This is a genomic window from Azospirillum sp. P4_B5 (assembly GCF_056402275.1).
In genome coordinates this window covers 18,121-41,448 of record NZ_JBFUHT010000035.1, presented here as the reverse complement: position 1 = coordinate 41,448, position 23,328 = coordinate 18,121, and the positions used below count along the sequence as shown (strand labels likewise).

The following is a 23,328-nucleotide window of genomic DNA, read 5'->3' as shown; positions in this document are numbered from 1 at the left end:
ATGGGACCGAAAACCGAAATTATGGCTCAGCCCCCAAATGCGCAAGGCCCGCGGCGGGCGTATCACGCTCCCACCACGGGCCTAGCCGGAAGAATCGGCCGGAAGAGTCGGAAAGCTCAGCAATACATCAATTCGCGCACATGCGCCGCGGTGGCCGACGCCAGCGCACGCAGGTTGTAGCCGCCTTCCAGCACGGACACGATGCGGGCGCCGCAATGGGTGCGGGCCAGATCGCCCAGCTTGCGGGTGGCCCAGGCGAAGTCGTCGTCGGTCAGGTGCAGGCCGGCCAGTGGGTCGCGCGAATGGGCGTCGAATCCGGCGGAGATGATCAGCAGGTCCGGTTTGAAGTGATCGATGGCCGGCAGGATGATGTGGGTCATCGCGTGCCGGAACTCTGGCGAGCCGGACATGGCGGCGAGCGGCGCGTTGACGCAGTTGCCGTACTCGCCCTTCTCCCCCGCGTCGCCCGTGCCGGGATAGAGCGGCGACTGGTGGGTGGAGCAATAGAGCAGGTCCGGGTCGCGCTGGAAGATGTCCTGCGTGCCGTTGCCGTGGTGGACGTCGAAATCCATCACCGCCACCCGCTGCAGCCCGTGCGCCGCCCGCGCGTGGTAGGCGCCGACCGCGGCGTTGTTGAACAGGCAGAAGCCCATGGCCTTTTCATGCTCGGCATGGTGCCCCGGCGGCCGCACGGCGCAGAAGGCGTTGCGCGAATGGCCCGACGCCACCGCGTCCACCGCCGCGACCACCGCCCCGGCGGCGCGCAGCGCGGCCTCGCCCGAACCGGGGGAGATCACCGTGTCGGCGTCGATGCCGGCGTGCTCCTGTTCCGGGACCAGGGCCAGGATGCGCTCGACATGCTCCTGCGGGTGCGCCCGGGAGAGCTGCTCCAAGGTGGCGAGCGGCGCCTCCTGCCGTTCGAGCATGTAGAATTCTTCGGTCTCAAGAGCCGCCAGCACCGCGCGAAGCCGGTCGGCGCATTCCGGATGGCCCAGCCCTGTGTCGTGGTCCAGGCAGGCGGCGTGGGTGAACAGGGTGGTGAACATGCTTTTCTGTCTTTTTCGTTCGTGTTCGAGGCATTTCCCTGCGTCCATTCTTCCCGGAACGCTAATGAAAGTACAGGATGATTGCGGGGCTTATCGTCACATCCCCCAACCGCCGCCCCCACCCCTTTTGCGCGGCGTACGTGCAAGCCATACCGCTCATCGGCGCCGTCAGGCGCAACGCTCGATCACGAAGCGGTAGACACCGCCCTCCTCCACGCTGGAGGCCAGCCGGTTGCCGGTGGCCTCGCAGAAGGCGGCGAAATCCTTGGGCGCGCTGGGGTCGGTCGCCTCGACGGTCAGCGTCGATCCGGGTGGCACCGTCTTCAGCGCCTTGCGCGCGCGCAGCACCGGCAACGGGCATTGCAGCCCCTTGGCGTCGAGCGTCTGGTCGGCCATCGTTCCTTGAACTCCTTCGGTCACCGCCGCAACGATTCGAGGCCGCGAGTCTAGAACGGTGGCGCACGCGCCTTCAACCCGTTGAACGGTGCTTTCGCGGAACGGGGAACATTCTTTCGACTACGGGACATCCACGGGTAGACAGGGCGGTACACTCTTCCATATGATTGAACACGAACGATAAACGGCGGTGCTGCGGCGCAAAGGTTGGGCGCAACGGTTCGCTGTTGCTTGGCGCCGATGGAAACGGTCGTTTCATGAACATTGCCGATCTGCAGAGCAACGCACGGCGGGCCAGCACGCTGCTCAAAGCCATGAGCAACGAGCGCCGCCTGCTCATCCTGTGCTATCTGACCGAGGGCGAGAAGTCGGTCGGCGAGTTGGAGGAACTGGTCGACCTCAGCCAGTCGGCCCTGTCCCAGCATCTGGCCCGCCTGCGCCGCGACAAGCTGGTGCGGACGCGCCGCGCCGCCCAGAACATCTATTACTCGCTGAACGGTCACGAAGCGCAGACCATCATGGCGACGCTCCACGATCTGTTCTGCGCGCCCGTCGCCCGCAAGAAGGACGAGGAGTCCCCCACCTCCGCCGAAGAACCCAGCAGCGCTTCGGCCTGAGCGCGGCTCCTTCTCGGCTCAGGCTTTTCCGAAGAAGCGCCGCCCGAACAGAAGAACCGCCAGGGCCAGGACCAGCCAGCCCAGAATGAAGGCGCTGCCCCCGGTCGGGGCCGTCATGGCGAAGGAGAGCGGGCCGCTGGTTGCCGTGGCGTAGAGTGTTCCGCTGAAGAGCAGGATTCCGGCCACGAACAGCCACCCCGACAGGCGCAGCGCCAAGCGCGCCGGGCCATCGGCGGTGCGCAGCAGAGCGACCAGGGCGACCAGGGCCAGGGCGTGCCACATCTGGTATTGCCCGGCGAGCCGGAACAGCTCCTGCCCCCGCGGGTCGTCGGCGAGCCCATGGCTGGCATAAGCGCCGGCCCCCACCGCAACCGCACCGTTCAGGGCCGCGAAGGCCACCCAGAGCCGATCAACCAATCCCATAGGTCCTCTCCACGCTGGCGTTCCCGCATTCCGCCGATTGCGGGCGGCGGGAAAAGTTCGATCTCGTAACCAACTGGCCCACCCTTTGCTTAGCATGGGCAGGCCGGCCATCCTACCCCCTCGGGAAACCGGGAGTTTGCGGCGGTCCGGCGCAAATTGATTTGCAAAATGCCAAAGGCTCGTCGTGAACCACAACATTCTGCACCGGCAGCCGCAAGACACCCGCCACATCGAACCGGCGCCGCACAGCGCGCCGGTCTCGCTGACCGCGTCATCATCGCCCACGGAAGATCGGCTGATCGCCTGGGCGATGGCGCGCGGCGGGCGTCTGCTGGTGGTGGACGACAGCCCGACCAACCGGCTGCTGACCGCGGCGCTGATGCGAAAGGTCGGCTTCACCGTGGACACCGCGGACGGCGGGGCGGAGGCCATCGCCTCCGTCACCATGGCGGAAACGCCCTACGACGCCGTGCTGATGGATGTCGCCATGCCGGACGTCGACGGGATCGCCGCGACCCTGGCCATCCGGGCGATGACCGGCCCCCGCGCCATGGTGCCGATCATCGCGGTCACCGCCCACGGCTTCGCCGAGGACCGCGACCGCTGCGTGTTCGCCGGCATGAACGATTACGTGCCCAAGCCGGTCCGCCGCCCCGAGTTGCTGGCCGCCCTGAAGCGCTGGCTGGATCCCGGGATGCCGGAGGGCGAGACCGTCAGAAAGACGAGCCCGGCTCCTTGAGAAACTCCGCCTCCTCCGGCGTCGTCTCGCGGCCGAGGACGGCGTTGCGGTGGGGAAAACGGCCGAAGCGCGCGATGACCGCGCGGTGGCGTTCGGCGTAATCCACGACCTCCGGATCGCTCACCCGTTCCCGGAACAGGGTGCAGGACAGATCCTGACAGTCCATGTCCTCCTGATGCTCGAACGGCAGGTAGAGGAAGATCCGCTCGTCCTCGCTGCATTCGAGGTCATAGCCCTGCTCGACCACATGGCGGGCCACCGCCAGCGCCTTGCCGTCGGTCGCGAAGGCCCGCGGCGAACCGCGGAAGACGTTGCGCGGCACCTGATCCAGCAGGACGCAGAGCGCCAGACAGCCGTCCACATCCTCCAGCCAATGATCGTACCGCCCCGCCGCCGCAGCCTCGTGATGGGGAAGCAGCGTGTCGCGCACCGTCCGGTCGAAGCTGTCGGACTGGCGGAACCAGTAGGGCTTCATCGCCTCGTCGAACCAGAAATCCACGATCTCGTCGATCAGCCTGTCGGTCATCTGCACCACCTTCGCCTGGGAATGGGGTCGTCGGTAAAGAAATCCTCGGCCATAAAAGAACAGGGCGCCCGAAGGCGCCCTGTCCAGTCTCGATCATCCACACCGGGCCGTCGATGCGGCTCAGTGCAGGGTGCTCCACAGCTTGCGCTTGGTGGCGTACATCAGGCCGGCCAGCACGATCAGGAACAGGATCACCTTCACGCCCATCTGCTTGCGCGCATCCATGTGCGGCTCGGCGATGAAGGTCAGGAAGGTGCTGATGTCGTGGGCCTGCTGCTGCACCGTCGCCGGGGTGCCGTCGGCGTAGGTCACGCCGTCCGGCATCAGGATGTTGGGCATGCCCACCTGATGGCCCGGGAAGTACTTGTTGTAGTTCATGCCCGGCATCAGGGTCACGCCTTCCGGTGGGTTCTCCTCGAAGCCGGTCAGGAAGGCGTAGAGATAGTCCTCGCCGCCGACGCGGGCCTTCGCCATCAGCGACAGGTCCGGCGGCAGGGCGCCGTTGTTGGCGGCCCGGGCGGCGTTGTCGTTGGGGAACGGCGACGGGAAACGGTCGGCCGGGATGCCCGGACGCATGAACATCTCGCCCGCGTCGTTCGGACCGGCCTGGACCTCGTAGCCGGCGGCGATCGCCTTCAACTCGTCCTCATTGAAGCCGATGCCCGCAAGCGTGCGGATCGGGACCAGCTTGGCCGAGTGGCAGGTCGCGCAGACTTCCTTGAAGATCTGGAAGCCGCGCTGCGCCGAGGCCTTGTCGATGGTGCCGAAGACGCCGCTGTGCGACCACTCCTGCTTGGGAATGTGCACCGCTTCCGACGCCTGCGCGGCGCCGGCCAGGCCCAGGGCGACGGCCGCGGAGAGGATGGCAGACTTCAGAGAGCGCATTATGCCTTCTCCATGGGCTTGGCGTGGGCGCCGGCGGCAACGCGGCCACCGCCCTTCAGAACCGGTTCGCAGATGCTGGCGGGAAGCGGCAGCGGCCGCTCCAGCTTGCCCAGCAGCGGCAGCAGGATCAGGAAGTGGAAGAAGTAGTAGGCCGTGCCGATGCGGGCGACCAGCAGCCACACGCCTTCCGCGGGCATCGCGCCGGCGTAGCCCAGGACCAGGGCGTCGATGGCGAGGATCCAGAAGAACTGGCGGTAGATCGGACGGAACTTGCAGCTGCGCACTTTGGAGGTGTCGAGCCACGGCAGGGCCGCCAGCACCGCGATGGCGCCGAACATGGCGAGCACGCCGCCCAGCTTGTCCGGGATCGCGCGCAGGATCGCGTAGAACGGCAGGAAGTACCATTCCGGAACGATGTGCGCCGGGGTGACCAGCGGGTTGGCCGGGATGTAGTTGTCCGGGTGGCCGAGGTAGTTCGGGGCGAAGAAGACGAAGCCCGCGTAGAAGATCAGGAACACGACGACCGCGAAGCCGTCCTTGACCGTGACGTAAGGGTTGAACGGCACGGTGTCCTGCGGGCCCTTGGCGTCGATGCCCAGCGGGTTGTTGGAGCCGGAGACGTGCAGGGCGGCGGTGTGCAGGACGACCAGGCCGAGCAGCACGAACGGCAGCAGGAAGTGCAGCGCGAAGAAGCGGTTCAGCGTCGGGTTGTCGACCGAGAAGCCGCCCCACAGCCAGGTCACGATCGGGTCGCCGACCAGCGGAAAGGCCGAGAACAGGTTCGTGATGACGGTGGCGCCCCAGAAGCTCATCTGGCCCCACGGCAGCACGTAGCCCATGAAGGCGGTCGCCATCATGGCCAGCAGGATCAGCACGCCGAGGATCCACAGGATCTCGCGCGGCGCCTTGTAGGAGCCGTAGTAGAGGCCGCGGAACATGTGGATGTAGACGGCGATGAAGAACATCGACGCGCCGTTGGCGTGGACGTAGCGCAGCAGCCAGCCGTAGTTGACGTCGCGCATGATGCGCTCGACCGAATCGAAGGCGATGGTCGTGTGCGCGGCATACTGCATCGCCAGCACGAGGCCGGTGGCGATCATGATGACCAGCATGATGCCGGCGATGGCACCGAACGCCCACAGATAGTTGACGTTCCGGGGCATCGGATACTGGTTGTACTCATGGTCCAGCATCGTGAAGATCGGCAGGCGGCTGTCGATCCACTTCACGACGGGATTCTTGAACTGGGGGGCGTGAGCCTGAGCCATCTTGGGGTCTCCAGAACCTTAAGGGCCGCTTAGCCGAGCCGGACCGCGGTGTCGCTCGTGAAAGCGTACTGCGGAACGACGAGGTTGGCCGGGGCGGGACCCTTGCGGATGCGCCCTGCGGTGTCGTAGTGCGAGCCGTGGCACGGGCAGAACCAGCCGTCGTAGTCGCCGCGCGGATCGGTCGGCTTTTGCCCCAGGGGCACGCAGCCCAAGTGCGTACAAATGCCGACGACGATCAGCCATTCCGGCTTCTTGACGCGGGCGTCGTCGGCGGCCGGGTCGCGCAGGTCGCCGAGGTTGACGGTGCGGGCCTCCTCGATCTCCTTTGCCGTGCGGTGGCGGACGAAGACCGGCTTGCCGCGCCAGGTGACGGTGATCGCCTGGCCTTCCTGGACCGGGGCCAGATCCACGTCGATCGAAGCCAGCGCGAGGGTGTCGGCGGCCGGGTTCATGCTGTCGATGAACGGCCAGACGGCCGACGCGACACCAACGGCACCCACGGCCCCAGTGGCGAGGTAGAGAAAATCACGGCGGGAAGCCCCCTCGCCGCCGGGGGCCGCGTGGCCACCCGTCCCGGGCGGATGCGTGGTCTGAGCCATAAGCGTTAATCTCCTCAAGGCATACGCGGCGCGCCGAAGCGCCCTATGACACGTGGACCAGTGTTTATCACGACTTGACGGGCATGTCCGCTCACTGGGTGGGTGGGTGCGCGCCGCGTCGACCGGGGTTGTATCTCCCGGGTATCCGGGGTGCGGTATACAGTCGCGGCAACGCCTTGAAAAGGTTTTGTCATCGGGACAACTTGTCGCGCTTTGCAGTGCACCATTAGACATCGCTGAACCAAAAGGGAATTTCATGCACCTCGTTCTCTTCGAACCGGACATCCCCCAGAACGCCGGGACTCTGATGCGTCTGGCGGCGGGACTCGGGGTGCCCCTGGACCTGATCGAGCCCTGCGGCTTCGTGCTGGACGACCGCAAGCTGCGGCGGGCCGGCATGGACTACATCGACCAGTTGGCCCTGGTTCGGCACAGCTCCTGGGCGGCCTACCGGGCACTGCCGCAGGGCGGGCGGCTGGTGCTGCTGACCACCCGCGGCGCCGTTCCCTATACGGAGTTCGCCTTCGCGCCGGACGACCGGATCATGGTCGGGCGCGAGAGCGCCGGGGTGCCCGACGCGGTGCACGAGGCCGCCGACGCCCGTCTGGTCATTCCCCTGATGCCGCCCGCCCGGTCGCTGAATGTTGCGCTGAGTGCCGCGATGGTGTTGGGTGAAGCCCTGCGGCAGACGGCCGCATTGCCGAGACCCTCGCCCCTTCCTTTGCCCTGACCGACGCCGGACGCCCGCCCATGACCACCCCCTCCACCGACGCCATGGACATCAGAACCGGCCGGCAGGCCCAGGCCAGCGCCTGGTTCGCCGAACTGCGCGACCGCATCTGCGCCGAGTTCGAACGTATCGAGGACGAGCTGACCGGCACCCATTCCGACCTGCCGGCGGGCCGTTTCGAGCGCAAGCCCTGGCAGCGCCCCGACCATGGCGGCGGCGAGGGCGGCGGCGGCGTTATGTCGGTGATGCGCGGCCGCGTGTTCGAGAAGGTGGGGGTCAATGTCTCCACGGTGCACGGCACCTTCAGCCCGGAGTTCCGCGCCAACATCCCCGGCGCCGCGGAGGACGGGCGGTTCTGGGCGTCGGGCATCAGCCTCGTCGCGCACATGCGCTCGCCCCTGGTCCCGGCCACCCACATGAACACCCGCCACATCGTGACCAGCATCGGCTGGTTCGGCGGCGGCGCCGACCTGACCCCGATGGTGCCCGACGAGCGGGACACCGCCGACTTCCACGCCGCCTTCCGCAACGCCTGCGACCGCCACGACCCGACCTGCTACGCGCGCTACAAGGAATGGTGCGACCGCTACTTCTTCCTGCCGCACCGCGGCGAGGCGCGCGGCGTCGGCGGCATCTTCTACGACAACCTGGATTCCGGGAACTGGGAGGCTGACTTCGCCTTCACCCGCGACGTCGGGCTGGCCTTCCTGGAGGTCTTCCCCGCCCTGGTCCGCCGCCACATGAACCGCCCCTGGACCCCGGAGCAGCGCGAGCACCAGCTGATCCGCCGCGGCCGCTACGTCGAGTTCAACCTGCTCTACGACCGCGGGACGACCTTCGGCCTGAAGACCGGCGGCAACACCGAGGCCATCCTGATGAGCATGCCGCCCGAGGTGAAGTGGCCGTAACGGCGCCACCTCACCCCAAACGACGCCCCGCCTCCGCCAGGCACTCGTCCCGTCCCGGCCGGAAATCCTCGGCGATCCACCACGCCTCGACCTGCTTCAGCAACGCGCCCACCACCGGGCCGCGCGGCATCCCCATGGCCAGCAGGTCGCGCCCGGCGATGGGAAGGACCAGGGACGGCAGATCGTCCGCGGTCGCCAGCGCCGCCTTCACCGCGTCGAGCGCCACCGGGCCCGGGGCGTCCACCGCCGCCAGCAGCACGAGGTCGCGGTACAGCCCGGCGTCGCCCAGCCGGTAGAGCGCCTGCCGCCGCTTCACCGGCCCGTCGGAGGGAGCCACGGCCATCGGTGGCTCGGTCAGTGCGGCGAGGCGGTCGCGGTCGGCGTTGGACAGGCGCAGCGTCTGCGCCACGGCCAGCGCCCCCGCCCGGTCGGTGTCCAGCACGGCGGCGAAGCGGCGCACGGCGTCGGGCGGCTCGTCCAGGTCATGCTCCAGCCGGACCAGGCCGTCCAGCGGAGCGGTGCGCACCGCATCGGGCAGCAGATGCGCCATCACGCCGAGCCGGATCATCAACCCCCAGACCGACGCCGGGTCGGCCGCCGCCAGCAGGCGGGACAGTTCGCCGCGCACCCGTTCCCCCGACAGCGTGGGCAGGCGGGGGGCCATCTCCGCGCAGGCGGCCAGCGCCGCTTCGTCCGGCGCTCCGCGTCCATAATGGGCGTGGAAGCGGAAGAAGCGCAGCAGGCGCAGCACGTCCTCTTCGATGCGCTGGCGCGGGTCGCCGACGAAGCGCACCCGCCCGGCGGCCATGTCCGCCAGCCCGCCGAAGGGGTCGTAGACGCAGCCGTCCAGCGTGCAGCTCAGCGCGTTCATGGTCAGATCGCGCCGGGCGGCGTCCTCCCGCCAGTCGTCGGTGAACTCCACGCGGGCGTGGCGACCGAAGGTCTCGACATCACGGCGCAGCGTGGTGATCTCGTAATGAGCCTTCCCCACCACGGCGGTGATGGTGCCGTGCTCGATCCCGGTGGGGATGGCGCCGATGCCCGCGGCCTTCAGCAATTCCATCACCCGCTCCGGCGGAGCGTGGGTGGCGATGTCGATGTCCTTGACCTTGCGGCCCAGCCACGCGTCGCGCACGCAGCCGCCGACGAAGCGCGCGTCCGCCCCTCCCGCGGCGAGGGCGTCGAACACGGCGCGCGTCTCGGGCGCGACCATCCAGGGCTGGGGAGCGATGCGGGCGTTGACGGTCATGGCGGCAGGCTAGCCCGCAAAACGCTCAATTGCCAGATGGCCCGCCGCCGACCACCCGCCCGTCTTCGAGGTGGGCCGGCGTGTAGGGCGTGTGCGGCGCCACCCCGCTGGTCAGGGCGACGGAGCCCAGAGTCACCGCCATCGCCGCCACCCCGGCGAAGACCAGCCAGGGCCAGGGCGCGGTCGCCCACCACGGCGCCGGGCTGTGCGCCTCCTCCGCCTCACGGCGGCGCCGCTCGACGACCAGCACATACAGGGCATAGCCGACCGTGGGCAGGACCAGGGGCAGGATGACCGTCAGGAAGATCCGCAGCACCGCGCCGTCCGCCTTACGATGGTCCGCCGGCGGAGCGATCGCCCAGACGATCGCTTCCCAGGCAGTCGCCCCCCAAGCCCTCGGCGCGCAGGACATCGCAGAGATTCACCAGCATCCCCGCCGTCGCCCCCCAGATGAAGCGCTGCTGGTAGGGGAAGGCGTAGAAATAGCGCCGGGCGCCTTGGAACTCGCGGCTGTGGCGCTGCGGGTTGGTCGGATCGAGGATGGCGGCCAGCGGCACTTCGAACACCTCCGCCACCTCGGTCGGGTCGGGAGTCACCTGGAAGGGCGGGCGCACCAACCCGACCACCGGAATCACCCGGAAGCCGGTGCGCGTCACGTAGGTGTCGAGCCGCCCCAGCACCTCGATGCGGTCGCGTCCCAGCCCGATCTCCTCCTCGGTCTCGCGCAGGGCGGTGTCTTCCGGGTCGCGGTCGTCGCTTTCCATCCGCCCGCCAGGAAAGCTGATCTGCCCGGCATGGGCGGTCAGGTTGGCGGTGCGCTGGGTGAAGATGACCGTCAACTCCTCCGGACGGTCGACCAGCGGCACCAGGACGGCGGCCTCCCGCAGCTTGCCCTGGGAGGGCTCGAAACCGGGATTCAGATCGTGGTCGCCGCGCACCTTCATGGGGCGCAGGCCGGCGGCGGCGCTTCCCGGAAAGCGCTTGCGGATCTCGTCGAGACTCACTCGCCAGGCAGCCTGCCCAGCGCGAAGAAGACCTTCTTGCTCCATACCCCCACCTCAGCCTCACCATCATGGCCGCGCGTGTCGGCCCGGTCCACCATTTCGTAGTAGACCGGCCGGAGAATTCGCGCTTCGAGCCCGTTTCTTATGAGGATATAGGGCGTCGGTTCGCCATTTTCAGGATTGTGGATGACCCTGATCGGATGATCCGGTCCGCATTCGACCCATTCGTCTAAATTTGTACGGAAAGATAGGACCTGTTCGTCTCCACTTCCGCTTGCGGCCATTTCCACGGCGACGAACGGCGTGTCCTCGACCACGATCCGCCCGCGCTCAACCGGAGTGACCAGCCAGAAGTCGCCCGCCTCGTCCCGCCGCAGGACGGTGGCGAACAGCTTGACCAGCTCGATCCGCCGGATCGGGTCGCCCTCGTGGAACCAGGTGCCATCGCGGGCGATGCGGATGTCGAACCGCTGCTCCCTTGCGGTCAGGGGCAGGCTTTCGACGTTTTCCCCACCTGAGAGCGTTTCAATTGGGCGCTTGTCATTCGCCCCGTCATTGCCGACCTTCATCGCTAGCCTTCTCGTCTTTTTCGAGCCTGAGGGGGGCAGAGGGAACTGGCCGCGCAACGTAATTTCGCCATACTCGTCACATAGGTCCAGACTGGCGGATTTGCCACGATGGCCGTTTCGACCCCAGCGGTCATGATTGAGTGGTCATGATTGCCCACCAGAGTGCCCACCAGAGTGCATGGTCTTAAACGGGAGCAGAGACGTGAGCGCAACCGACGCCGTCAATCCGGGGGCCAATCCGGGCCAGAACTTTCCCGCCGGCGAGAACCCGCACCAGCTCATGGCGGAGATCGAGGCGCTGGGCGGCCGGCTGACCCATGTGCGCGACCGCATCGGCCGGATCATCTTCGGTCAGCAGGAGGTCATCGACCTCACGCTGATCACGCTCCTGGCCGGCGGCCACGTGCTGCTGATCGGCGTGCCGGGCCTCGCCAAGACGCGGCTGGTCGAGACGCTGGGCACCGTGCTGGGCCTCGCCGAGAAGCGCATCCAGTGCACGCCCGACCTGATGCCCGCCGACATCCTGGGGTCGGAGGTGCTTGAGGAGAACGAGCAGGGCCGCCGCTCCTTCCGCTTCATTCCGGGGCCGGTGTTCAGCCAGCTCCTGATGGCCGACGAGATCAACCGCGCCAGCCCGCGCACCCAGTCCGCCCTGCTCCAGGCGATGCAGGAGCGTCGCGTGTCGGTCGCCGGCCATTACCACGCCCTGCCTCAGCCCTTCCACGTGCTGGCCACCCAGAACCCGCTGGAGCAGGAAGGCACCTACCCGCTGCCGGAAGCCCAGCTCGACCGCTTCCTGATGCAGATCGACGTCGATTACCCGGACCGCGACGCCGAGCGGCGGATGATGATCGCCACCACCGGATCACTGGACGAGCAGGCGGTGACGGTGCTCTCCCCCGCCGACCTCCAGGTCGCGCAGCGCCTGGTCCGCCGCGTGCCGGTCAGCGAAGGGGTGGTGGACGGCATCCTCGACCTCGTGCGGCGGGGCCGTCCGGAGGCGACCGACCTGCCGGAGGTGCAGCGCCACGTCGCCTGGGGTCCCGGCCCGCGCGCCAGCCAGGCGCTGATGCTCGCCGCCCGCGCCCGCGCGGTGCTGGACGGGCGGCTGGCGCCGTCGCTCGACGACGTGGTGGCCCTGGCGAAGCCCGTGCTGCGCCACCGCATGGCGCTGAACTTCGCGGCGCGGGCGGACGGGATCACGCTGGACGACATCATCAACCGCCTCTGCGCCCCGTTGTCGTAAGGACCCGCCGATGGCCAGTCCCACCCTAGGCGCCACCACCCTGCGGGCGCAGCAGCGCGCGGAGGGGCTGGCCGCCACCCTGCCGCCGCTTCTGGTCGCGGCGGAGCGCGTCGCTTCCACGGTGGCCCAGGGCGTGCACGGACGGCGCCGCGTCGGGCTGGGCGAGACCTTCTGGCAGTTCCGTCGCTACCAGCCCGGCGACTCGCCGCAAATGATCGACTGGCGGCAGTCCGGCAAGACCCAGCCGGTCTATGTGCGCGAGAACGAGTGGGAGGCCGCCCAGACCGTCTGGCTGTGGCGCGACCGCTCGCCCTCCATGGACTACCGCTCGGTCAACAGCCTGCCGACCAAGCGGGAACGCGCCGACCTGCTGACCCTCGCTACCGCGGTCCTGCTGGTGCGCGGCGGCGAACGGGTGGGCCTGCTGAACTCCGGCCAGCGCCCGGACCATGGCAAGTTCGCCCTGAACCGCATGGCCGGTCAGATGACCGACGCGCGCAACGCCCATTCCCCCGACGCGCTGCCGCAGCCCGAGCCGCTGCCCCGCCACGCCCAGGTGGTTCTGGTCGGCGACCTGCTGTCGCCGCTGCCGGAGATCCACGCCACCGTATCCGCCCTGACCGGACGCGGCGTGCGCGGCCATCTGCTGCAGATCCTCGACCCGGCGGAGGAGACCCTGCCCTACGAGGGCCGCGTCGAGTTCGAAGGCTTCGAAGGCGAGGAGGAACTGCTGGTGCCGCGGGTTGAGGCGGTGCGCGAGACCTACCTGGAGCGGCTGCGCGCCCACCAGGACGGCTTGGACGCGCTCGCCCGCACCGCCGGCTGGACCTACGCCGTCCACCGCACCGACCGGCCGCCCCAGACCGCTCTGCTCGGGCTGTGGGGCGCCCTGGCGCGCGAGGCGGTTTAGGTGGGGCGGCGCGTTGCCCCCACCCTCCCCATGCTCCGCATGGGTCCCCTCCCTCCCCCGCTCACGCAGGGGAGGGCGAAGTCTCCCTCCCCTGCAAAGCGGTGGAGGGTCGGGGTGGGGGCAATTGCATCGCACTCGATTCTTCATCCTCCAACAGCGTAGACGCCGATGCTGGGTTTCGGACCGATCGCCTTTGCCGTCCCGTGGGTGCTGGCCGCCCTCGCCGTCCTGCCGGTGCTGTGGTGGCTGCTGCGCGTCACGCCGCCGGCCCCGCGGGTGGTGCGCTTCCCCGCCATCCGGCTGCTGCGCGACCTGACGGCGCGGGAGGAGACTCCCGCCCGCACCCCGCTGTGGCTGCTGATCCTGCGCCTGATCGTCGCCGCGCTGCTGATCCTGGCGCTGGCCGGGCCGCTGCTGAACCCGCGCGCCGCCCTGCCGGGCAGCGGTCCGCTGCTGCTTCTGGTCGACAACGGCTGGGCGTCGGGCCGCGACTGGACGAGCCGCCGCGCCGCCATGGAGGAGCTGGTGTCGCAGGCGGAGCGGCAGAACCGCCCGGTCGTCCTGCTGCCGACCGCCCGGCCCGCCGGCGGCGAGGCGGTGAAGGCCAGCCCGCCCCTGCCCGCCTCGGAAGCCCGCCGCCTGATCCAGGCGCTGGAGCCGCACCCTTGGCCGACCGATCGCGCCAGCGCGCTGGAGGCGGTGCGCGGCCTCGCCGCGCGGGGCTCCGCCCACACCGTCTGGCTGTCGGACGGCATCGGAGACCGCACCGCCCGCGGCCTCGCCGAGACGCTGCAGCGCATGGGCTCCCTGGAGATCCTCGACGATTCCGCGGAGAAGCCTCCCCACCTGCTGCTTCCCCCGTCGTCGGAGGGCTCCGGCCTGTCCGCCCGCGTGGTGCGCGCCGACTCCTCCCGTCCGGAAAGCGTCACCGTGCGCCTGTCCGGCGCCGACGGCCGCCTGCTGACCCGCCAACCCGTCGCCTTCGACACCGGGCAGCTCACCCGCGAGGTGCGCTTCGAGGTGCCGGCGGAGCTGCGCAACGACGCCGCCAGCCTGCGCGTGGAGAACGACACCACCGCCGGGGCCACCGTCCTCCTCGACGAGCGCTGGCGCCGCCGCCCGGTCGGGCTGGCCTCGGGCCGCGCCAACGGCGAGAACCAGCCGCTGCTGTCCGACCTGCACTATCTGGAACGGGCGCTGGCCCCCTACAACGAGGTGCGGCGCGGCGAGCCGGACGAGCTTCTCAAGCGCGACCTCGCCGTGCTGGTCTTGTCGGACATCGGCGCCCTGACCGGGCAGGAGGCCCAGACCATCGAGGACTGGGTGCGCAAGGGCGGCGTGCTGCTGCGCTTCGCCGGGCCGCGGCTGGCCCAAAATCCCGACCGTCTGGTCCCGGTGCGCCTGCGCCTGGGCGACCGCGCGCTGGGCGGCGCCCTGTCCTGGTCGGAGCCGGCGAAGCTCCAGCCCTTCGATGGCCGCAGTCCCTTCGTCGGACTGCACATTCCCGACGACGTCGCCGTCTCGCGGCAGGTGCTGGCCGAGCCGGCGCTGGACCTCGCCGACCGCACCTGGGCGCGGCTCCAGGACGGCACGCCCCTGGTCACCTCGGAAAAGCGCGGAGACGGCTACATCGTGCTCGTCCACACCACCGCCAGCCCGGAATGGTCCAACCTGCCGATGTCCGGCCTGTTCGTCGACATGCTGCGCCGTCTGGTGACACTGAGCGGCGGCGTCGCCGGCGGCGCCCATGGCGGCACGCTGGAGCCGCTGGAGGTGCTGGACGGCTTCGGCCGGCTGGTGCCGCCGCCGGCCGCCGCCTTCCCCATCGCCGGGGACGCCGGGGCCGACGTGATCGGTCCGCGCCACCCGCCGGGCTTCTACGGCACGGAGGAGGCCCGCCGCGCCTTGAACCTGACCGCCACGCTGACGCGGATCGAGCCGTTGGGCGCCATGCCCGGCGGGGTCGCCCGCGGCCCCTACGGCACGCGGGGCGAGGTGGCGCTGAAGCCGGCGCTGCTCGGCATCGCGCTGTCGCTCGCCATGATCGACCTGCTGATCGCCCTGATGCTGCGCGGCCTGCTCGGCGGCTTGCGTTTCGGCAACAAGCGTCGCCGCGCTGGGGCCGCCGCCGCGGTCCTGCTGACGCTGGGCGCGGCGCTTCCCATGGCCGCAGTGCCCTGGTCCCCCGCCCGCGCCGACGACGCGCGGTCGACCAAGGTGACGGCGGAAACCTACCTCGCTTATGTGCGCACCGGGAACGGTACGGTGGACGACACCTCGCGCGCCGGTCTGGAAAGCCTCGTGGACGTGCTGACCCGCCGCACCGCGGTGGAGGCCGCCGGGGCGGTGGGCGTCGATCCGGAAACCGACGAGCTGGCCTTCTACCCCCTGCTCTACTGGCCGGTGTCCGGCGGACAGAGCGCGCTGAGCGACCGCGCCCGCGCCCGGCTGAACGAGTACATGCGCAACGGCGGCACCATCCTGTTCGACACGCGCGACCAGTCGGCGGGTGCCGTTGGCGGCAACCAGGCGCTCCAGGGCATGGTGCAGGGGCTGGACATTCCGCCGCTGGCCCTGGTGCCGCCCGACCACGTGCTGACCAAGTCCTTCTACCTGCTGAACGATTTTCCCGGCCGCTACAACGGCGGCAATCTGTGGATCGAGGCGCGCGAGGGCCGCGCCAACGACGGCGTGTCTCCCGTGCTGATCGGCGGCAACGACTGGGCCGCCGCCTGGGCGGCGAACCGCAACGGCCAGCCCCTCTACGCCGTCGTCCCCGGCGGGGAGCGGCAGCGCGAGATGGCCTACCGCTTCGGCGTCAACCTCGTCATGTACGCGCTGACCGGCAACTACAAAGCCGATCAGGTCCATGTGCCCGCGATCCTTGAGAGGCTCGGCCAGTGACCCTGCTTGACGGAACCTCCATCGCACTGGCGCCGCTGCTGCCCTGGGTCTTCCTGGTGCCGCTGTTCGTGGTGGCGCTGGCGATCCTGGCGCTGGCCGTCTTCCGCCGGGCGCGCGGAGTCTGGCTGCGGGCGCTGGCGGTGGCGGTGCTGGCACTCGCGCTGATCAACCCGTCGCTGGTGCAGGAGAAGAGGGAGCCGATCAAGGACGTGGCTGTCGTCGTGCTCGACGCCTCGCCCAGCCAGAATGTCGGCGACCGCCGCGCCCGCGCCGAGGCCGAGTTGGAGCGCCTGACCGAGCGGTTGAAGGCCTTCGATGACCTGGAACTGCGGGTGGTCCGCGCCGGCGACGCGGAATCGGGCGCCTCCGCCATCAACGAGACGCATCTGTTCGACGCGCTGAACCGCGCCATGGCCGACGTGCCGCGCCGCCGCATGGCAGGGGCGGTGCTGATCACCGACGGGCAGGTCCACGACGTTCCGGAAAACCTCGCCCGGCTGGCCGAGATCGGCCCGGTGCACACGCTGCTGACCGGCAACCGCGACGAGGGCGACCGCCGTCTGGCCATCGTCCAGGCGCCGGCCTACGGCCTTGTCGGCAAGCCGGTGGAGCTGACCATCCGGGTCGACGACATGCCGCGCCGCCAGTCGGCCGACGCGGCGGTGACTCTGCGCCAGGACGGCGGGCCGCCGCGCACCATCCGCGTGCCCGTGGGGCAGGACTTCCACATGGAGCTGCCGGTCAACCACGGCGGCCAGAACGTGCTGGAAATGGAGGTCGAGGCGGCGCGGCAGGAGCTGACGCTCGCCAACAACCGCACCGCCGTGGTGGTGAACGGGGTTCGCGACCGCCTGCGCGTCCTGCTGGTGTCCGGCGAGCCGCACGCCGGCGAGCGGACGTGGCGCAACCTGCTGAAGGCCGACCCGTCGGTCGACCTCGTCCACTTCACCATCCTGCGCCCGCCGGAGAAGCAGGACGGCACGCCGATCCGCGAGCTGTCGCTGATCGCCTTCCCGATCCGCGAGCTGTTCGAGATCAAGCTGGACGAGTTCGACCTGATCATCTTCGACCGCTACCGCCGGCGCGGCGTGCTGCCGCAGATGTATCTGGAGAACATCGCCGAGTACGTGCAGAAGGGCGGCGCCTTGCTGGAGGCGTCCGGCCAGGGCTACGCCACGCCGCTGTCGCTGTTCCGCACGCCGCTGGGCCAGGTGATGCCGGCGGAGCCGACCGGCCAGGCCATCGACCGCCCCTTCAAGCCGACCGTAACGGAGGTCGGCCGCCGCCACCCGGTGACCGCGGGGCTGCCCGGCGACCGCCCGGACGGCGAACCGAGCTGGGGCCGCTGGTTCCATCAGGTGGAGGTCGTGCCGGGCAACGGCGCGGTGGTGATGAACGGGGCCGACGACCGGCCGCTGCTGATCCTCGACCGCGTCGGCAAGGGCCGGGTGGCGCAGCTGGCGTCCGACCAGATGTGGTTGTGGAGTCGCGGCTTCGAGGGTGGCGGCCCCCAGGCCGAGCTTCTGCGGCGCCTCGCCCACTGGCTGATGAAGGAGCCGGAGCTGGAGGAGAACGACCTGCGCGCCCATGTGGACGGCAACCGCATCACCGTGGAGCGCCGCTCCCTGGAGCCCGACCCGCGCAGCATCACCCTCACCACCCCCTCCGACGAGACCCGGACGCTGGAGATGACCGAGGACCGCACGGGCCGCGCCAGCGCCACCGTGGTCGCCGGCGAGCCGGGCATCTACCGCATCACCGACGGCGAGCGCACGGCCCTGGCCGTGGTCGGCGCCGTCAACCCGCCGGAGTTGGCCGACGTGCGCTCCACCGGCGACCGCCTGTCGGGCGTCGCCGAGGAGACCGGCGGCGGCGTGCATTGGATTTCCGACACCGAGGGCGGCGTGCGCCCCGGCATCGACGTGCGCCGCACCCGCCCCGACCGGGCGCAGAGCGGCGACGACTGGATCGGCCTGCGCGCCAACGGCGATTTCACGGTGACGGGTGTGTCCGAGGTGCCGCTGCTGCCCGTGGCCGCGGTGCTGGCGCTGGCGCTGGGGGCGCTGTTGATGGCGTGGCGTCGCGAGGGGCGGTAAGGGTCAACGAAGCTGTTGCAATCGGGTCGGGTTTCCGATTATGGTCCCGACCCTTCCGGCGCTGATCGCGCCGTTCGGTTGGGGCGTCGCCAAGCGGTAAGGCAGCGGTTTTTGGTACCGCCATTCCCAGGTTCGAATCCTGGCGCCCCAGCCACTTTAACTCACTGATTTTGTTTTCTTTTTTTCGAGTTGGTTGGGGTCCTTTTTCGTGCGCACCAGACTGTGCACTGAAGGACAGAAGGTAATAGAACCCCCTCAGAATTCTCACTTTCCAATTTTGTACGAAAATTTCTTGTGCACACCATGTGCACACGGGGAAGCCCGGTTTCGGGTTATCTGGGCCAGAGGGGCGATGTTGAGCGAATCAAGCGACCAGCTGCGCTGCAGCCGAATCATCCCCCTTCGCCAGCGGCGACGTTCACGATCCGGCCCAAGCCAGCCAACCGGTTCCGATGCGAATTGATCAGCTTGCGCACGATGCGGATATCCGGGAGTCCGAGTTGGACCGCAAGCCGCTGGTCGTTCAGGTTGCGTGACCGGTCTGCGACGCATGGTCCGGCACCGGATTGGGAGCGACCAAAAGCCCCAAGCACCAGCCAAGGTAGAAGCGAATATCCTCGTAGAACGCCTCCGGCGTGTAAAGCTGCAAGCCTGGGCTGTCGATCATTGCGGAGCCCGCCTGAATTCCCCAGGCCAGCAGCATCCAACTCCCTGCCACCCACGCTGTGAGCTGCGCCAACGCCGGAATGGTGCCCGCATCCCATTGGCGAAGCACGATTCTGCTGCCAAGCAGCGCAATCAGAAAGCCCGGCACGGCGCTCGTCATCACGATCGGCCACCCCCACCCGTAAGAGTGGCCGATGATGACAATCCAGACGCACGCGAAGCCCGTCGCCGGTAGAGCAAGCCGGCGAGACGTACCCACGGCGAACCAGGCGGCCGTGATCGCTGCTGGAATGGAAGCCCACTCGCAGGCGCTGTCGATCGCTCTTGCCAAACTGGCTCGCTTGGCTTCGTCACCAGCGTGCTCAGCACCGAGATAGGCAATCATCGCTTCGTGGATGCACACGACGACAATCCCAAAGACCAGCGACACCAGAACGCCAAGCAGCATTCCACCGGATGGCGCGTGCGCCAAACGCCACCGCCCGGCCTTGAGCCGTTCCACCAGCGGTTCCACGAAAAAGGCAAAGAGCGTGCCGATGAACAGCGCGGAAAACAGCTCCGCGGCGCCAAAATGGCCGCGCATCAGCAAGAACCCTTGCCAAAGGAGCTCTGGGGCGAAGGCACAAACCGAAACCCACAGCGTGTAGACCGCATAGGCCAAAGCACGAGTGAATGGCACGGACTGCCTCCCTCATCAAACGGCGAGGCCGAGGTGATGCTGGTTCCCGTACGGTCTCGCCAGCCGCAAGCGCTCACTGTGCGGATGGTGCCAAACTCACCAAGGGAGCCGTGCGCCGGCAGAAATCGGTCAGGTTGGGCTGTGCCGCGACAAACGCGCGCAACGGCGTGTCGATCTCGTACCGGTAAATGTTGGGCAGGAAGCCCATCAGCGCCGTGTCGATGCTGTGTGGAGTGGCGCCGAACAGGAAAGGCCGGTCCGCCAAGGTGCCCGCGATAACGTCCAGGTCAGTGAGACCGCGGTTGTAGATTTGGTCGGTATCGTAACGGCCGATGCCCTGGAAATGGTAGCGTTTCAGGTTGTACTGCCGTGCCGCCTCAAGCAATGCCTCAGTGATGTCTGGATGCGTGTTGAGCAACTGGTCCCGAAACAAGGGCCAGAACCGTACATCGGACCACCGTGAGTAGGACATTACCCAATACAAGTCGTCGAGTGTGCGCCGGATCATATGGTCAATGCGTCGTTCGGCCTCACTGAGGTCATCATCGATCGGCAGACGGTGTTGTCGGATCAGGTGCGCGATGATGAGATCGCTGTCTCCGACCACAGTTCTGCCATCCAGGATATACGGCAATTGCCCGCGGGGGGCGTCATGGACGTCGATGACATGCTCTTGCCGATAGGACAATCCACACAGGCGCAGAAACGCCACAACCTTGAGGCCGTAGGGGTTGTTGTCCGCCAAGCCATAAAGGTGGGGGTAGGTGTACAGCGTGATCATAGCCGGCTCCGTCCGCTTGCAGCCCGGCTGGGGCTTCGATCCGGTACCAAAGGAGATCGGCCACGACGCCATGCCCTTCGGCCCGCCGTTCAGCTTGGCATGGAGTGGGAACTGTTGGATATCCGGTCATCGGAACAGGGGGCGGCACTGGCCGGTGCGAAATGAGGAGCAACCAGACGGGTGGCCGATGCGACGCCCGGCGCTGAGGCGGGGCGAATCCAAGCCCAGGAGGGCCACCTGTAAGCGCGGCTTCTGCAATTGAACCGGTAGCCGCCCCGCTGTGTCATTGTGGCGCCGCGGCATGGTCCTCTGCGATTTATGTGAAGTTCATCACATGTTTTTCGGCTCGGACTCCGCGACGCTTCACACATAAGAGTGCAACCTGTCGCGCAATGGTCCTGCCATGTCATCGAAGAAGCTCAGAAACGTCTATGTCGCCGGAAAGCGCACCAGCATGCGGCTGGAGGCCGCCTTCTGGGAGGGGTTGGAGGAAATCGCGCAGAGAGAAAGCCTGACCGTGGGCGAACTGTGCAATCGCCTCGCCGAGCGGGTGGAGGCTGTGGATGCCAGCAACCTGTCCAGCGCCGTACGGGTCTACGTACTGGAATATTTTAGGGCGGCCACGTCAAAACCGCAGGAATTCTCCTACACCCCCCTGGCCATGGCGGCGGAGTAACAGGGGCATTCCTGGCCGGCCTGGGGCGCGTAGCGCGCCCGGATGGCGCCCGGGTCCATCCGATGTTGCCCAGGCGCACGGTCACGGTGCTGGCGCCGTGGCCCGAAGGCTTCTACGCGCCAACCGTCTATCTGGAGCCGTCGGTCTCGATGCGCTCCTCGATGGTCGGCTTGTTCGTCCCGTTTGCCCGCAGGAGAACCGATTCTCCGGACGCCGGGAAGACGCCGGTCAACGCGGTCACAACCACCTGATGCGTCACCAGCACGACCGGCGCACCATCGGCAGGCAGCCCCGCCAGAAAACGGCGCAACGAGGCCATCTGCGCATCCTGCTCCTCACGCCGCTCGAAGAAGGAGTTGAGCACCGGAAGTTCCTGCACCGCCCCAACATCGAGAAGCCGCGCCGTTTCCAGGCATCGACACCATTGGCTTGAATAGACCGTGGCCTCCCCGACAGTGAGGCTGCGCAGCCGATCACCGACCCGCCGGGCCTGCTCGCGACCGTTCGCGTCGAGGTTGCGCTGGGTCGCACAGTCGCGGAGTTGAAAATTCGGTGGGTCGCCGACTCCCGGCGCCTCCGCGTGCCTCATGAGGATGATCAGTCCCCTTGGATCGGCCTTGCCAGGATCAGCGGCCGAACCCACCGAAGCGGAACACGCGATCAAAACGGCACTGGCCATGTGGGCAATGGCGATGAGGGCAAGCGACCTGCGGCGGAGCGGCTTCGGCATCGGACCATCGCGGTTGATGGCAAATTGATGAGGTCAATATTGGTCCGGCGAGCCGAAAGCCCAGGCCGCCTTGCGGCCCGCCACTCTGCCACCAGACGGCGTCGCCGTGTCTCGCATCCGGGACGTCCCACCCCTGGAGCGGCTCTCTACGACACGCTTGCCGACAGGGCCCGCGACAGCGCGGCATGGCTGGCATAGCCGACCTCGCGAGCCGCCTGCTTCAGCGTTGCCCCCTCGCCCAGCCGGGCTCTCGCCAACTGAAGGCGCCAGTTCCGCAGATAGAGGCCCGGCGTCATGCCCACCACCCCGGCGAAGGTTTCCGCGAAGACACTGCGCGACATGCCGGCCTCGTCCGCCATGCGTTCCAGGGTCCAGGCCGCCGACGGTTGCTCATGCAGCCGGACCAGCGCGCGGGACAGCGCGGGATGGGCCAATCCGGCCAGCAATCCCGTGCGGCCGTCCGCCCGTTCAATGGCATGGCGCAGCACATGGACGATCGCGACCTCCGCCAGCCGATCCAGGACGACCTGACGGCCGCAGCCCTGCCCCGCCGCTTCGCCGAACAGCAACTCCAACACCGCGGCCAGGGGCTGCGCCTGATCGAGCGGAACAACCATGACGTCGGGCAGTCCATGCTCCAACGGGTTGCGCAGGCCACCAAGGTCGATGTCGGCGCAGACGAGATCGACCGTGTCCGCATCGCCGCGTTCATCGAGGTCGGTGGTGAGGTGGTGACGGTGTGCCCGTGGCAGGAGGATGGCTGCAGGCCCCATCACGTCGATGAGTTGCCCATGACCGCTCTCCAGACCGAGACGCCCGCCCCGCAGCAGGTGAAGATGACCACCGGCGCGCTCACCCAGCACGGCGCCCGTCCCGCAGAAGCCGCCGGCGTGAAACACCCGCGCGGTGATGCGCACACGCTGCAAGGCGGCAGCCAAACGGTCCGGCTGGTTCATGGCGGGCTTCTCGGACGATCTGCAAACAAACTCGGACGATCTGTTGCTGAACGTATGTCTATTCTCCGCCCATGTCGAGGCGGCATCGGGTCGCCTCACCGAATTGGAAAGACAGCCCCCATGGCCCGCATCATTCCCGTCGACCGCAGCAACCCGCCCGCCGCCGTCGCCCCGCAACTCGCCGCCATCAAGGCGAAGATCGGCAAGGTGCCGAACGTGCTGGCCACCCTGGCGCAGTCCCCCGCGGCGCTCGGCAGCTATCTCGCCATCACCGGCGCCCTGGCCGGAGGCGCCTTGTCCGCCAAGGATCGGGAGCGCATCGCGCTGGCGGTCGCGCAGGCGAACGGCTGTGACTACTGCCTTTCCGCCCACAGCCTGAGCGGCAAAGCCGTCGGGCTGAGCGAGACGGAGGTGCTGGCGGCGCGCGCCGGCCAACCGGAGGACCCGCGCTCGAACGCCATCGTGACGCTGGCCCGGTCCATCCTGGACAACCGTGGGCGCGTCCCGACGGTGGTGCTCGAGGCCGTTCGGACCGCCGGGCTGGACGACGCCATCATCCTGGAGGTGCTGGCCAACACCGTCGGCGGCATCCTGACCAACTACGCCAACAACCTGATCGAAACCGACCTCGACTTCCCCAGGGCGCCGGCCCTTCCGGCCTGATCGGAACTGATCCGGAACGCGGCATGATCTGCATTTCCGCCATGCCCCGCTCCAATCATAGT

At 68.5% G+C, this 23,328-nt stretch carries 25 protein-coding genes and 1 tRNA gene; 11 read left to right on the top strand and 15 right to left on the bottom strand.

The genetic code is table 11. The features are described from left to right. Positions 1-116 precede the first annotated feature (116 nt). The gene (locus AC1DVI_RS23640) at positions 117-1,046 is read right to left on the bottom strand and encodes a histone deacetylase family protein (protein WP_149167075.1); all 930 of its coding nucleotides are present in this window, start codon (positions 1,044-1,046) and stop codon (positions 117-119) included. Between the two features lie 168 nt (positions 1,047-1,214). Then, positions 1,215-1,442 (bottom strand): sulfurtransferase TusA family protein, encoded by a 228-nt coding sequence (locus AC1DVI_RS23635; protein ID WP_137105360.1) that lies wholly within the window; start codon positions 1,440-1,442, stop codon positions 1,215-1,217. Between the two features lie 257 nt (positions 1,443-1,699). On the opposite strand from AC1DVI_RS23635, the gene AC1DVI_RS23630 reads away from it, so the two are divergent. Next, a complete protein-coding gene (locus AC1DVI_RS23630; protein ID WP_476960041.1) occupies positions 1,700-2,059 on the top strand; it encodes an ArsR/SmtB family transcription factor in 360 nt (119 codons plus the stop codon). An 18-nt stretch (positions 2,060-2,077) separates the two neighbouring features. Here AC1DVI_RS23630 and AC1DVI_RS23625 read toward each other — a convergent pair whose 3' ends face one another. Next, complete coding sequence (locus tag AC1DVI_RS23625) at positions 2,078-2,482, bottom strand: DUF423 domain-containing protein (RefSeq protein ID WP_476960040.1); 405 nt, start codon at positions 2,480-2,482, stop codon at positions 2,078-2,080. 184 nt (positions 2,483-2,666) lie between these two features. On the opposite strand from AC1DVI_RS23625, the gene AC1DVI_RS23620 reads away from it, so the two are divergent. Next, positions 2,667-3,221, top strand: a complete 555-nt coding sequence (locus AC1DVI_RS23620) for a response regulator (RefSeq protein WP_476960039.1) — start codon at positions 2,667-2,669, stop codon at positions 3,219-3,221. Here the strand turns inward: AC1DVI_RS23620 and AC1DVI_RS23615 are convergent. The 4 genes from AC1DVI_RS23615 to petA all read right to left on the bottom strand — a co-directional run bounded on the left by AC1DVI_RS23615 (position 3,196) and on the right by petA (position 6,499). Beyond that, the gene (locus AC1DVI_RS23615; RefSeq protein ID WP_476960038.1) at positions 3,196-3,747 is read right to left on the bottom strand and encodes a DUF924 family protein; all 552 of its coding nucleotides are present in this window, start codon (positions 3,745-3,747) and stop codon (positions 3,196-3,198) included. The two genes, AC1DVI_RS23620 and AC1DVI_RS23615, sit on opposite strands and share 26 nt — an antisense overlap. A 120-nt stretch (positions 3,748-3,867) precedes the next feature. After that, positions 3,868-4,632: a cytochrome c1 gene (locus AC1DVI_RS23610; protein ID WP_149167069.1), complete on the bottom strand. Its 765-nt coding sequence runs from the start codon at positions 4,630-4,632 to the stop codon at positions 3,868-3,870. Continuing rightward, the gene (locus tag AC1DVI_RS23605; protein WP_149167068.1) at positions 4,632-5,900 is read right to left on the bottom strand and encodes a cytochrome b; all 1,269 of its coding nucleotides are present in this window, start codon (positions 5,898-5,900) and stop codon (positions 4,632-4,634) included. Before AC1DVI_RS23605 ends, AC1DVI_RS23610 begins: the two co-directional genes overlap by 1 nt. Before the next feature lie 29 nt (positions 5,901-5,929). Further along, positions 5,930-6,499 (bottom strand): ubiquinol-cytochrome c reductase iron-sulfur subunit, encoded by a 570-nt coding sequence (gene petA / locus AC1DVI_RS23600; RefSeq protein ID WP_109469495.1) that lies wholly within the window; start codon positions 6,497-6,499, stop codon positions 5,930-5,932. 256 nt (positions 6,500-6,755) lie between these two features. Between petA and AC1DVI_RS23595 the strand changes: the two genes are divergently transcribed. Beyond that, positions 6,756-7,229: a tRNA (cytidine(34)-2'-O)-methyltransferase gene (locus AC1DVI_RS23595; protein WP_476960037.1), complete on the top strand. Its 474-nt coding sequence runs from the start codon at positions 6,756-6,758 to the stop codon at positions 7,227-7,229. Positions 7,230-7,249: 20 nt separating this feature from the next. After that, entirely contained in the window at positions 7,250-8,137 is an 888-nt protein-coding gene (gene hemF, locus AC1DVI_RS23590) for an oxygen-dependent coproporphyrinogen oxidase (protein ID WP_476960036.1), read from the top strand. A 10-nt stretch (positions 8,138-8,147) separates the two neighbouring features. Here the strand turns inward: hemF and AC1DVI_RS23585 are convergent, their stop codons facing one another. Genes AC1DVI_RS23585 through AC1DVI_RS23570 form a run of 4 tightly spaced genes read right to left on the bottom strand, consistent with a single transcriptional unit; the run spans position 8,148 to position 10,959 of the window. Beyond that, positions 8,148-9,386 (bottom strand): CCA tRNA nucleotidyltransferase, encoded by a 1,239-nt coding sequence (locus AC1DVI_RS23585; protein ID WP_476960035.1) that lies wholly within the window; start codon positions 9,384-9,386, stop codon positions 8,148-8,150. 25 nt (positions 9,387-9,411) lie between these two features. Next, positions 9,412-9,702 (bottom strand): DUF6111 family protein, encoded by a 291-nt coding sequence (locus AC1DVI_RS23580; protein WP_454016957.1) that lies wholly within the window; start codon positions 9,700-9,702, stop codon positions 9,412-9,414. Between the two features lie 13 nt (positions 9,703-9,715). Continuing rightward, positions 9,716-10,390 (bottom strand): CoA pyrophosphatase, encoded by a 675-nt coding sequence (locus AC1DVI_RS23575; RefSeq protein WP_476960034.1) that lies wholly within the window; start codon positions 10,388-10,390, stop codon positions 9,716-9,718. Next, on the bottom strand, positions 10,387-10,959 hold the full coding sequence (locus tag AC1DVI_RS23570) for a DUF1285 domain-containing protein (RefSeq protein ID WP_476960033.1): 573 nt from the start codon (positions 10,957-10,959) through the stop codon (positions 10,387-10,389). Before AC1DVI_RS23570 ends, AC1DVI_RS23575 begins: the two co-directional genes overlap by 4 nt. Before the next feature lie 202 nt (positions 10,960-11,161). On the opposite strand from AC1DVI_RS23570, the gene AC1DVI_RS23565 reads away from it, so the two are divergent. From AC1DVI_RS23565 to AC1DVI_RS23545, 5 genes are all read left to right on the top strand, one after another. Next, positions 11,162-12,205, top strand: coding sequence for an AAA family ATPase (locus AC1DVI_RS23565; protein WP_376998767.1), 1,044 nt, complete (start codon positions 11,162-11,164; stop codon positions 12,203-12,205). 10 nt (positions 12,206-12,215) lie between these two features. Next, complete coding sequence (locus AC1DVI_RS23560) at positions 12,216-13,115, top strand: DUF58 domain-containing protein (RefSeq protein ID WP_476960032.1); 900 nt, start codon at positions 12,216-12,218, stop codon at positions 13,113-13,115. A gap of 168 nt (positions 13,116-13,283) precedes the next feature. Further along, positions 13,284-16,019, top strand: coding sequence for a DUF4159 domain-containing protein (locus AC1DVI_RS23555; protein ID WP_476960031.1), 2,736 nt, complete (start codon positions 13,284-13,286; stop codon positions 16,017-16,019). Beyond that, entirely contained in the window at positions 16,016-18,115 is a 2,100-nt protein-coding gene (locus AC1DVI_RS23550; RefSeq protein ID WP_476960030.1) for a hypothetical protein, read from the top strand. The genes AC1DVI_RS23555 and AC1DVI_RS23550 overlap by 4 nt, the downstream gene beginning before the upstream one ends. Positions 18,116-18,194: 79 nt before the next feature. After that, a tRNA-Gln gene (locus tag AC1DVI_RS23545) sits at positions 18,195-18,269 on the top strand. Between the two features lie 369 nt (positions 18,270-18,638). Here the strand turns inward: AC1DVI_RS23545 and AC1DVI_RS23540 are convergent. Both AC1DVI_RS23540 and AC1DVI_RS23535 read right to left on the bottom strand, forming a co-directional pair. Further along, the gene (locus AC1DVI_RS23540; RefSeq protein WP_476960029.1) at positions 18,639-19,460 is read right to left on the bottom strand and encodes a hypothetical protein; all 822 of its coding nucleotides are present in this window, start codon (positions 19,458-19,460) and stop codon (positions 18,639-18,641) included. Positions 19,461-19,533: 73 nt separating this feature from the next. Then, positions 19,534-20,241 (bottom strand): glutathione S-transferase family protein, encoded by a 708-nt coding sequence (locus tag AC1DVI_RS23535; protein WP_476960028.1) that lies wholly within the window; start codon positions 20,239-20,241, stop codon positions 19,534-19,536. 403 nt (positions 20,242-20,644) lie between these two features. Between AC1DVI_RS23535 and AC1DVI_RS23530 the strand changes: the two genes are divergently transcribed. Further along, positions 20,645-20,917 (top strand): ribbon-helix-helix domain-containing protein, encoded by a 273-nt coding sequence (locus AC1DVI_RS23530; RefSeq protein ID WP_476960027.1) that lies wholly within the window; start codon positions 20,645-20,647, stop codon positions 20,915-20,917. A gap of 127 nt (positions 20,918-21,044) precedes the next feature. Here the strand turns inward: AC1DVI_RS23530 and AC1DVI_RS23525 are convergent, their stop codons facing one another. Together AC1DVI_RS23525 and AC1DVI_RS23520 are read right to left on the bottom strand one after the other, a co-directional pair. Further along, positions 21,045-21,647 (bottom strand): histidine phosphatase family protein, encoded by a 603-nt coding sequence (locus AC1DVI_RS23525; RefSeq protein ID WP_476960026.1) that lies wholly within the window; start codon positions 21,645-21,647, stop codon positions 21,045-21,047. Positions 21,648-21,793: 146 nt separating this feature from the next. After that, positions 21,794-22,603: an AraC family transcriptional regulator gene (locus tag AC1DVI_RS23520; RefSeq protein WP_476960025.1), complete on the bottom strand. Its 810-nt coding sequence runs from the start codon at positions 22,601-22,603 to the stop codon at positions 21,794-21,796. Between the two features lie 120 nt (positions 22,604-22,723). Here AC1DVI_RS23520 and AC1DVI_RS23515 point away from each other — a divergent pair, with 120 nt between their 5' ends. After that, positions 22,724-23,266: a carboxymuconolactone decarboxylase family protein gene (locus tag AC1DVI_RS23515; RefSeq protein WP_476960024.1), complete on the top strand. Its 543-nt coding sequence runs from the start codon at positions 22,724-22,726 to the stop codon at positions 23,264-23,266. The last annotated feature ends 62 nt before the right edge of the window (positions 23,267-23,328 follow it).

Excerpts from the sequence above, each read along its gene's own strand:
- AC1DVI_RS23560 (WP_476960032.1), top strand. The coding sequence starts at position 12,216 with ATGGCCAGTCCCACCCTAGGCGCCACCACCCTGCGGGCGCAGCAGCGC.
- AC1DVI_RS23605 (WP_149167068.1), bottom strand. The coding sequence starts at position 5,900 with ATGGCTCAGGCTCACGCCCCCCAGTTCAAGAATCCCGTCGTGAAGTGG.
- AC1DVI_RS23535 (WP_476960028.1), bottom strand. The coding sequence starts at position 20,241 with ATGATCACGCTGTACACCTACCCCCACCTTTATGGCTTGGCGGACAAC.
- AC1DVI_RS23515 (WP_476960024.1), top strand. The coding sequence starts at position 22,724 with ATGGCCCGCATCATTCCCGTCGACCGCAGCAACCCGCCCGCCGCCGTC.
- AC1DVI_RS23640 (WP_149167075.1), bottom strand. The coding sequence starts at position 1,046 with ATGTTCACCACCCTGTTCACCCACGCCGCCTGCCTGGACCACGACACA.
- AC1DVI_RS23555 (WP_476960031.1), top strand. The coding sequence starts at position 13,284 with ATGCTGGGTTTCGGACCGATCGCCTTTGCCGTCCCGTGGGTGCTGGCC.
- AC1DVI_RS23595 (WP_476960037.1), top strand. The coding sequence starts at position 6,756 with ATGCACCTCGTTCTCTTCGAACCGGACATCCCCCAGAACGCCGGGACT.
- AC1DVI_RS23610 (WP_149167069.1), bottom strand. The coding sequence starts at position 4,632 with ATGCGCTCTCTGAAGTCTGCCATCCTCTCCGCGGCCGTCGCCCTGGGC.
- AC1DVI_RS23625 (WP_476960040.1), bottom strand. The coding sequence starts at position 2,482 with ATGGGATTGGTTGATCGGCTCTGGGTGGCCTTCGCGGCCCTGAACGGT.
- hemF (WP_476960036.1), top strand. The coding sequence starts at position 7,250 with ATGACCACCCCCTCCACCGACGCCATGGACATCAGAACCGGCCGGCAG.
- petA (WP_109469495.1), bottom strand. The coding sequence starts at position 6,499 with ATGGCTCAGACCACGCATCCGCCCGGGACGGGTGGCCACGCGGCCCCC.
- AC1DVI_RS23585 (WP_476960035.1), bottom strand. The coding sequence starts at position 9,386 with ATGACCGTCAACGCCCGCATCGCTCCCCAGCCCTGGATGGTCGCGCCC.
- AC1DVI_RS23570 (WP_476960033.1), bottom strand. The coding sequence starts at position 10,959 with ATGAAGGTCGGCAATGACGGGGCGAATGACAAGCGCCCAATTGAAACG.
- AC1DVI_RS23615 (WP_476960038.1), bottom strand. The coding sequence starts at position 3,747 with ATGACCGACAGGCTGATCGACGAGATCGTGGATTTCTGGTTCGACGAG.
- AC1DVI_RS23630 (WP_476960041.1), top strand. The coding sequence starts at position 1,700 with ATGAACATTGCCGATCTGCAGAGCAACGCACGGCGGGCCAGCACGCTG.
- AC1DVI_RS23525 (WP_476960026.1), bottom strand. The coding sequence starts at position 21,647 with ATGCCGAAGCCGCTCCGCCGCAGGTCGCTTGCCCTCATCGCCATTGCC.
- AC1DVI_RS23520 (WP_476960025.1), bottom strand. The coding sequence starts at position 22,603 with ATGAACCAGCCGGACCGTTTGGCTGCCGCCTTGCAGCGTGTGCGCATC.
- AC1DVI_RS23635 (WP_137105360.1), bottom strand. The coding sequence starts at position 1,442 with ATGGCCGACCAGACGCTCGACGCCAAGGGGCTGCAATGCCCGTTGCCG.
- AC1DVI_RS23530 (WP_476960027.1), top strand. The coding sequence starts at position 20,645 with ATGTCATCGAAGAAGCTCAGAAACGTCTATGTCGCCGGAAAGCGCACC.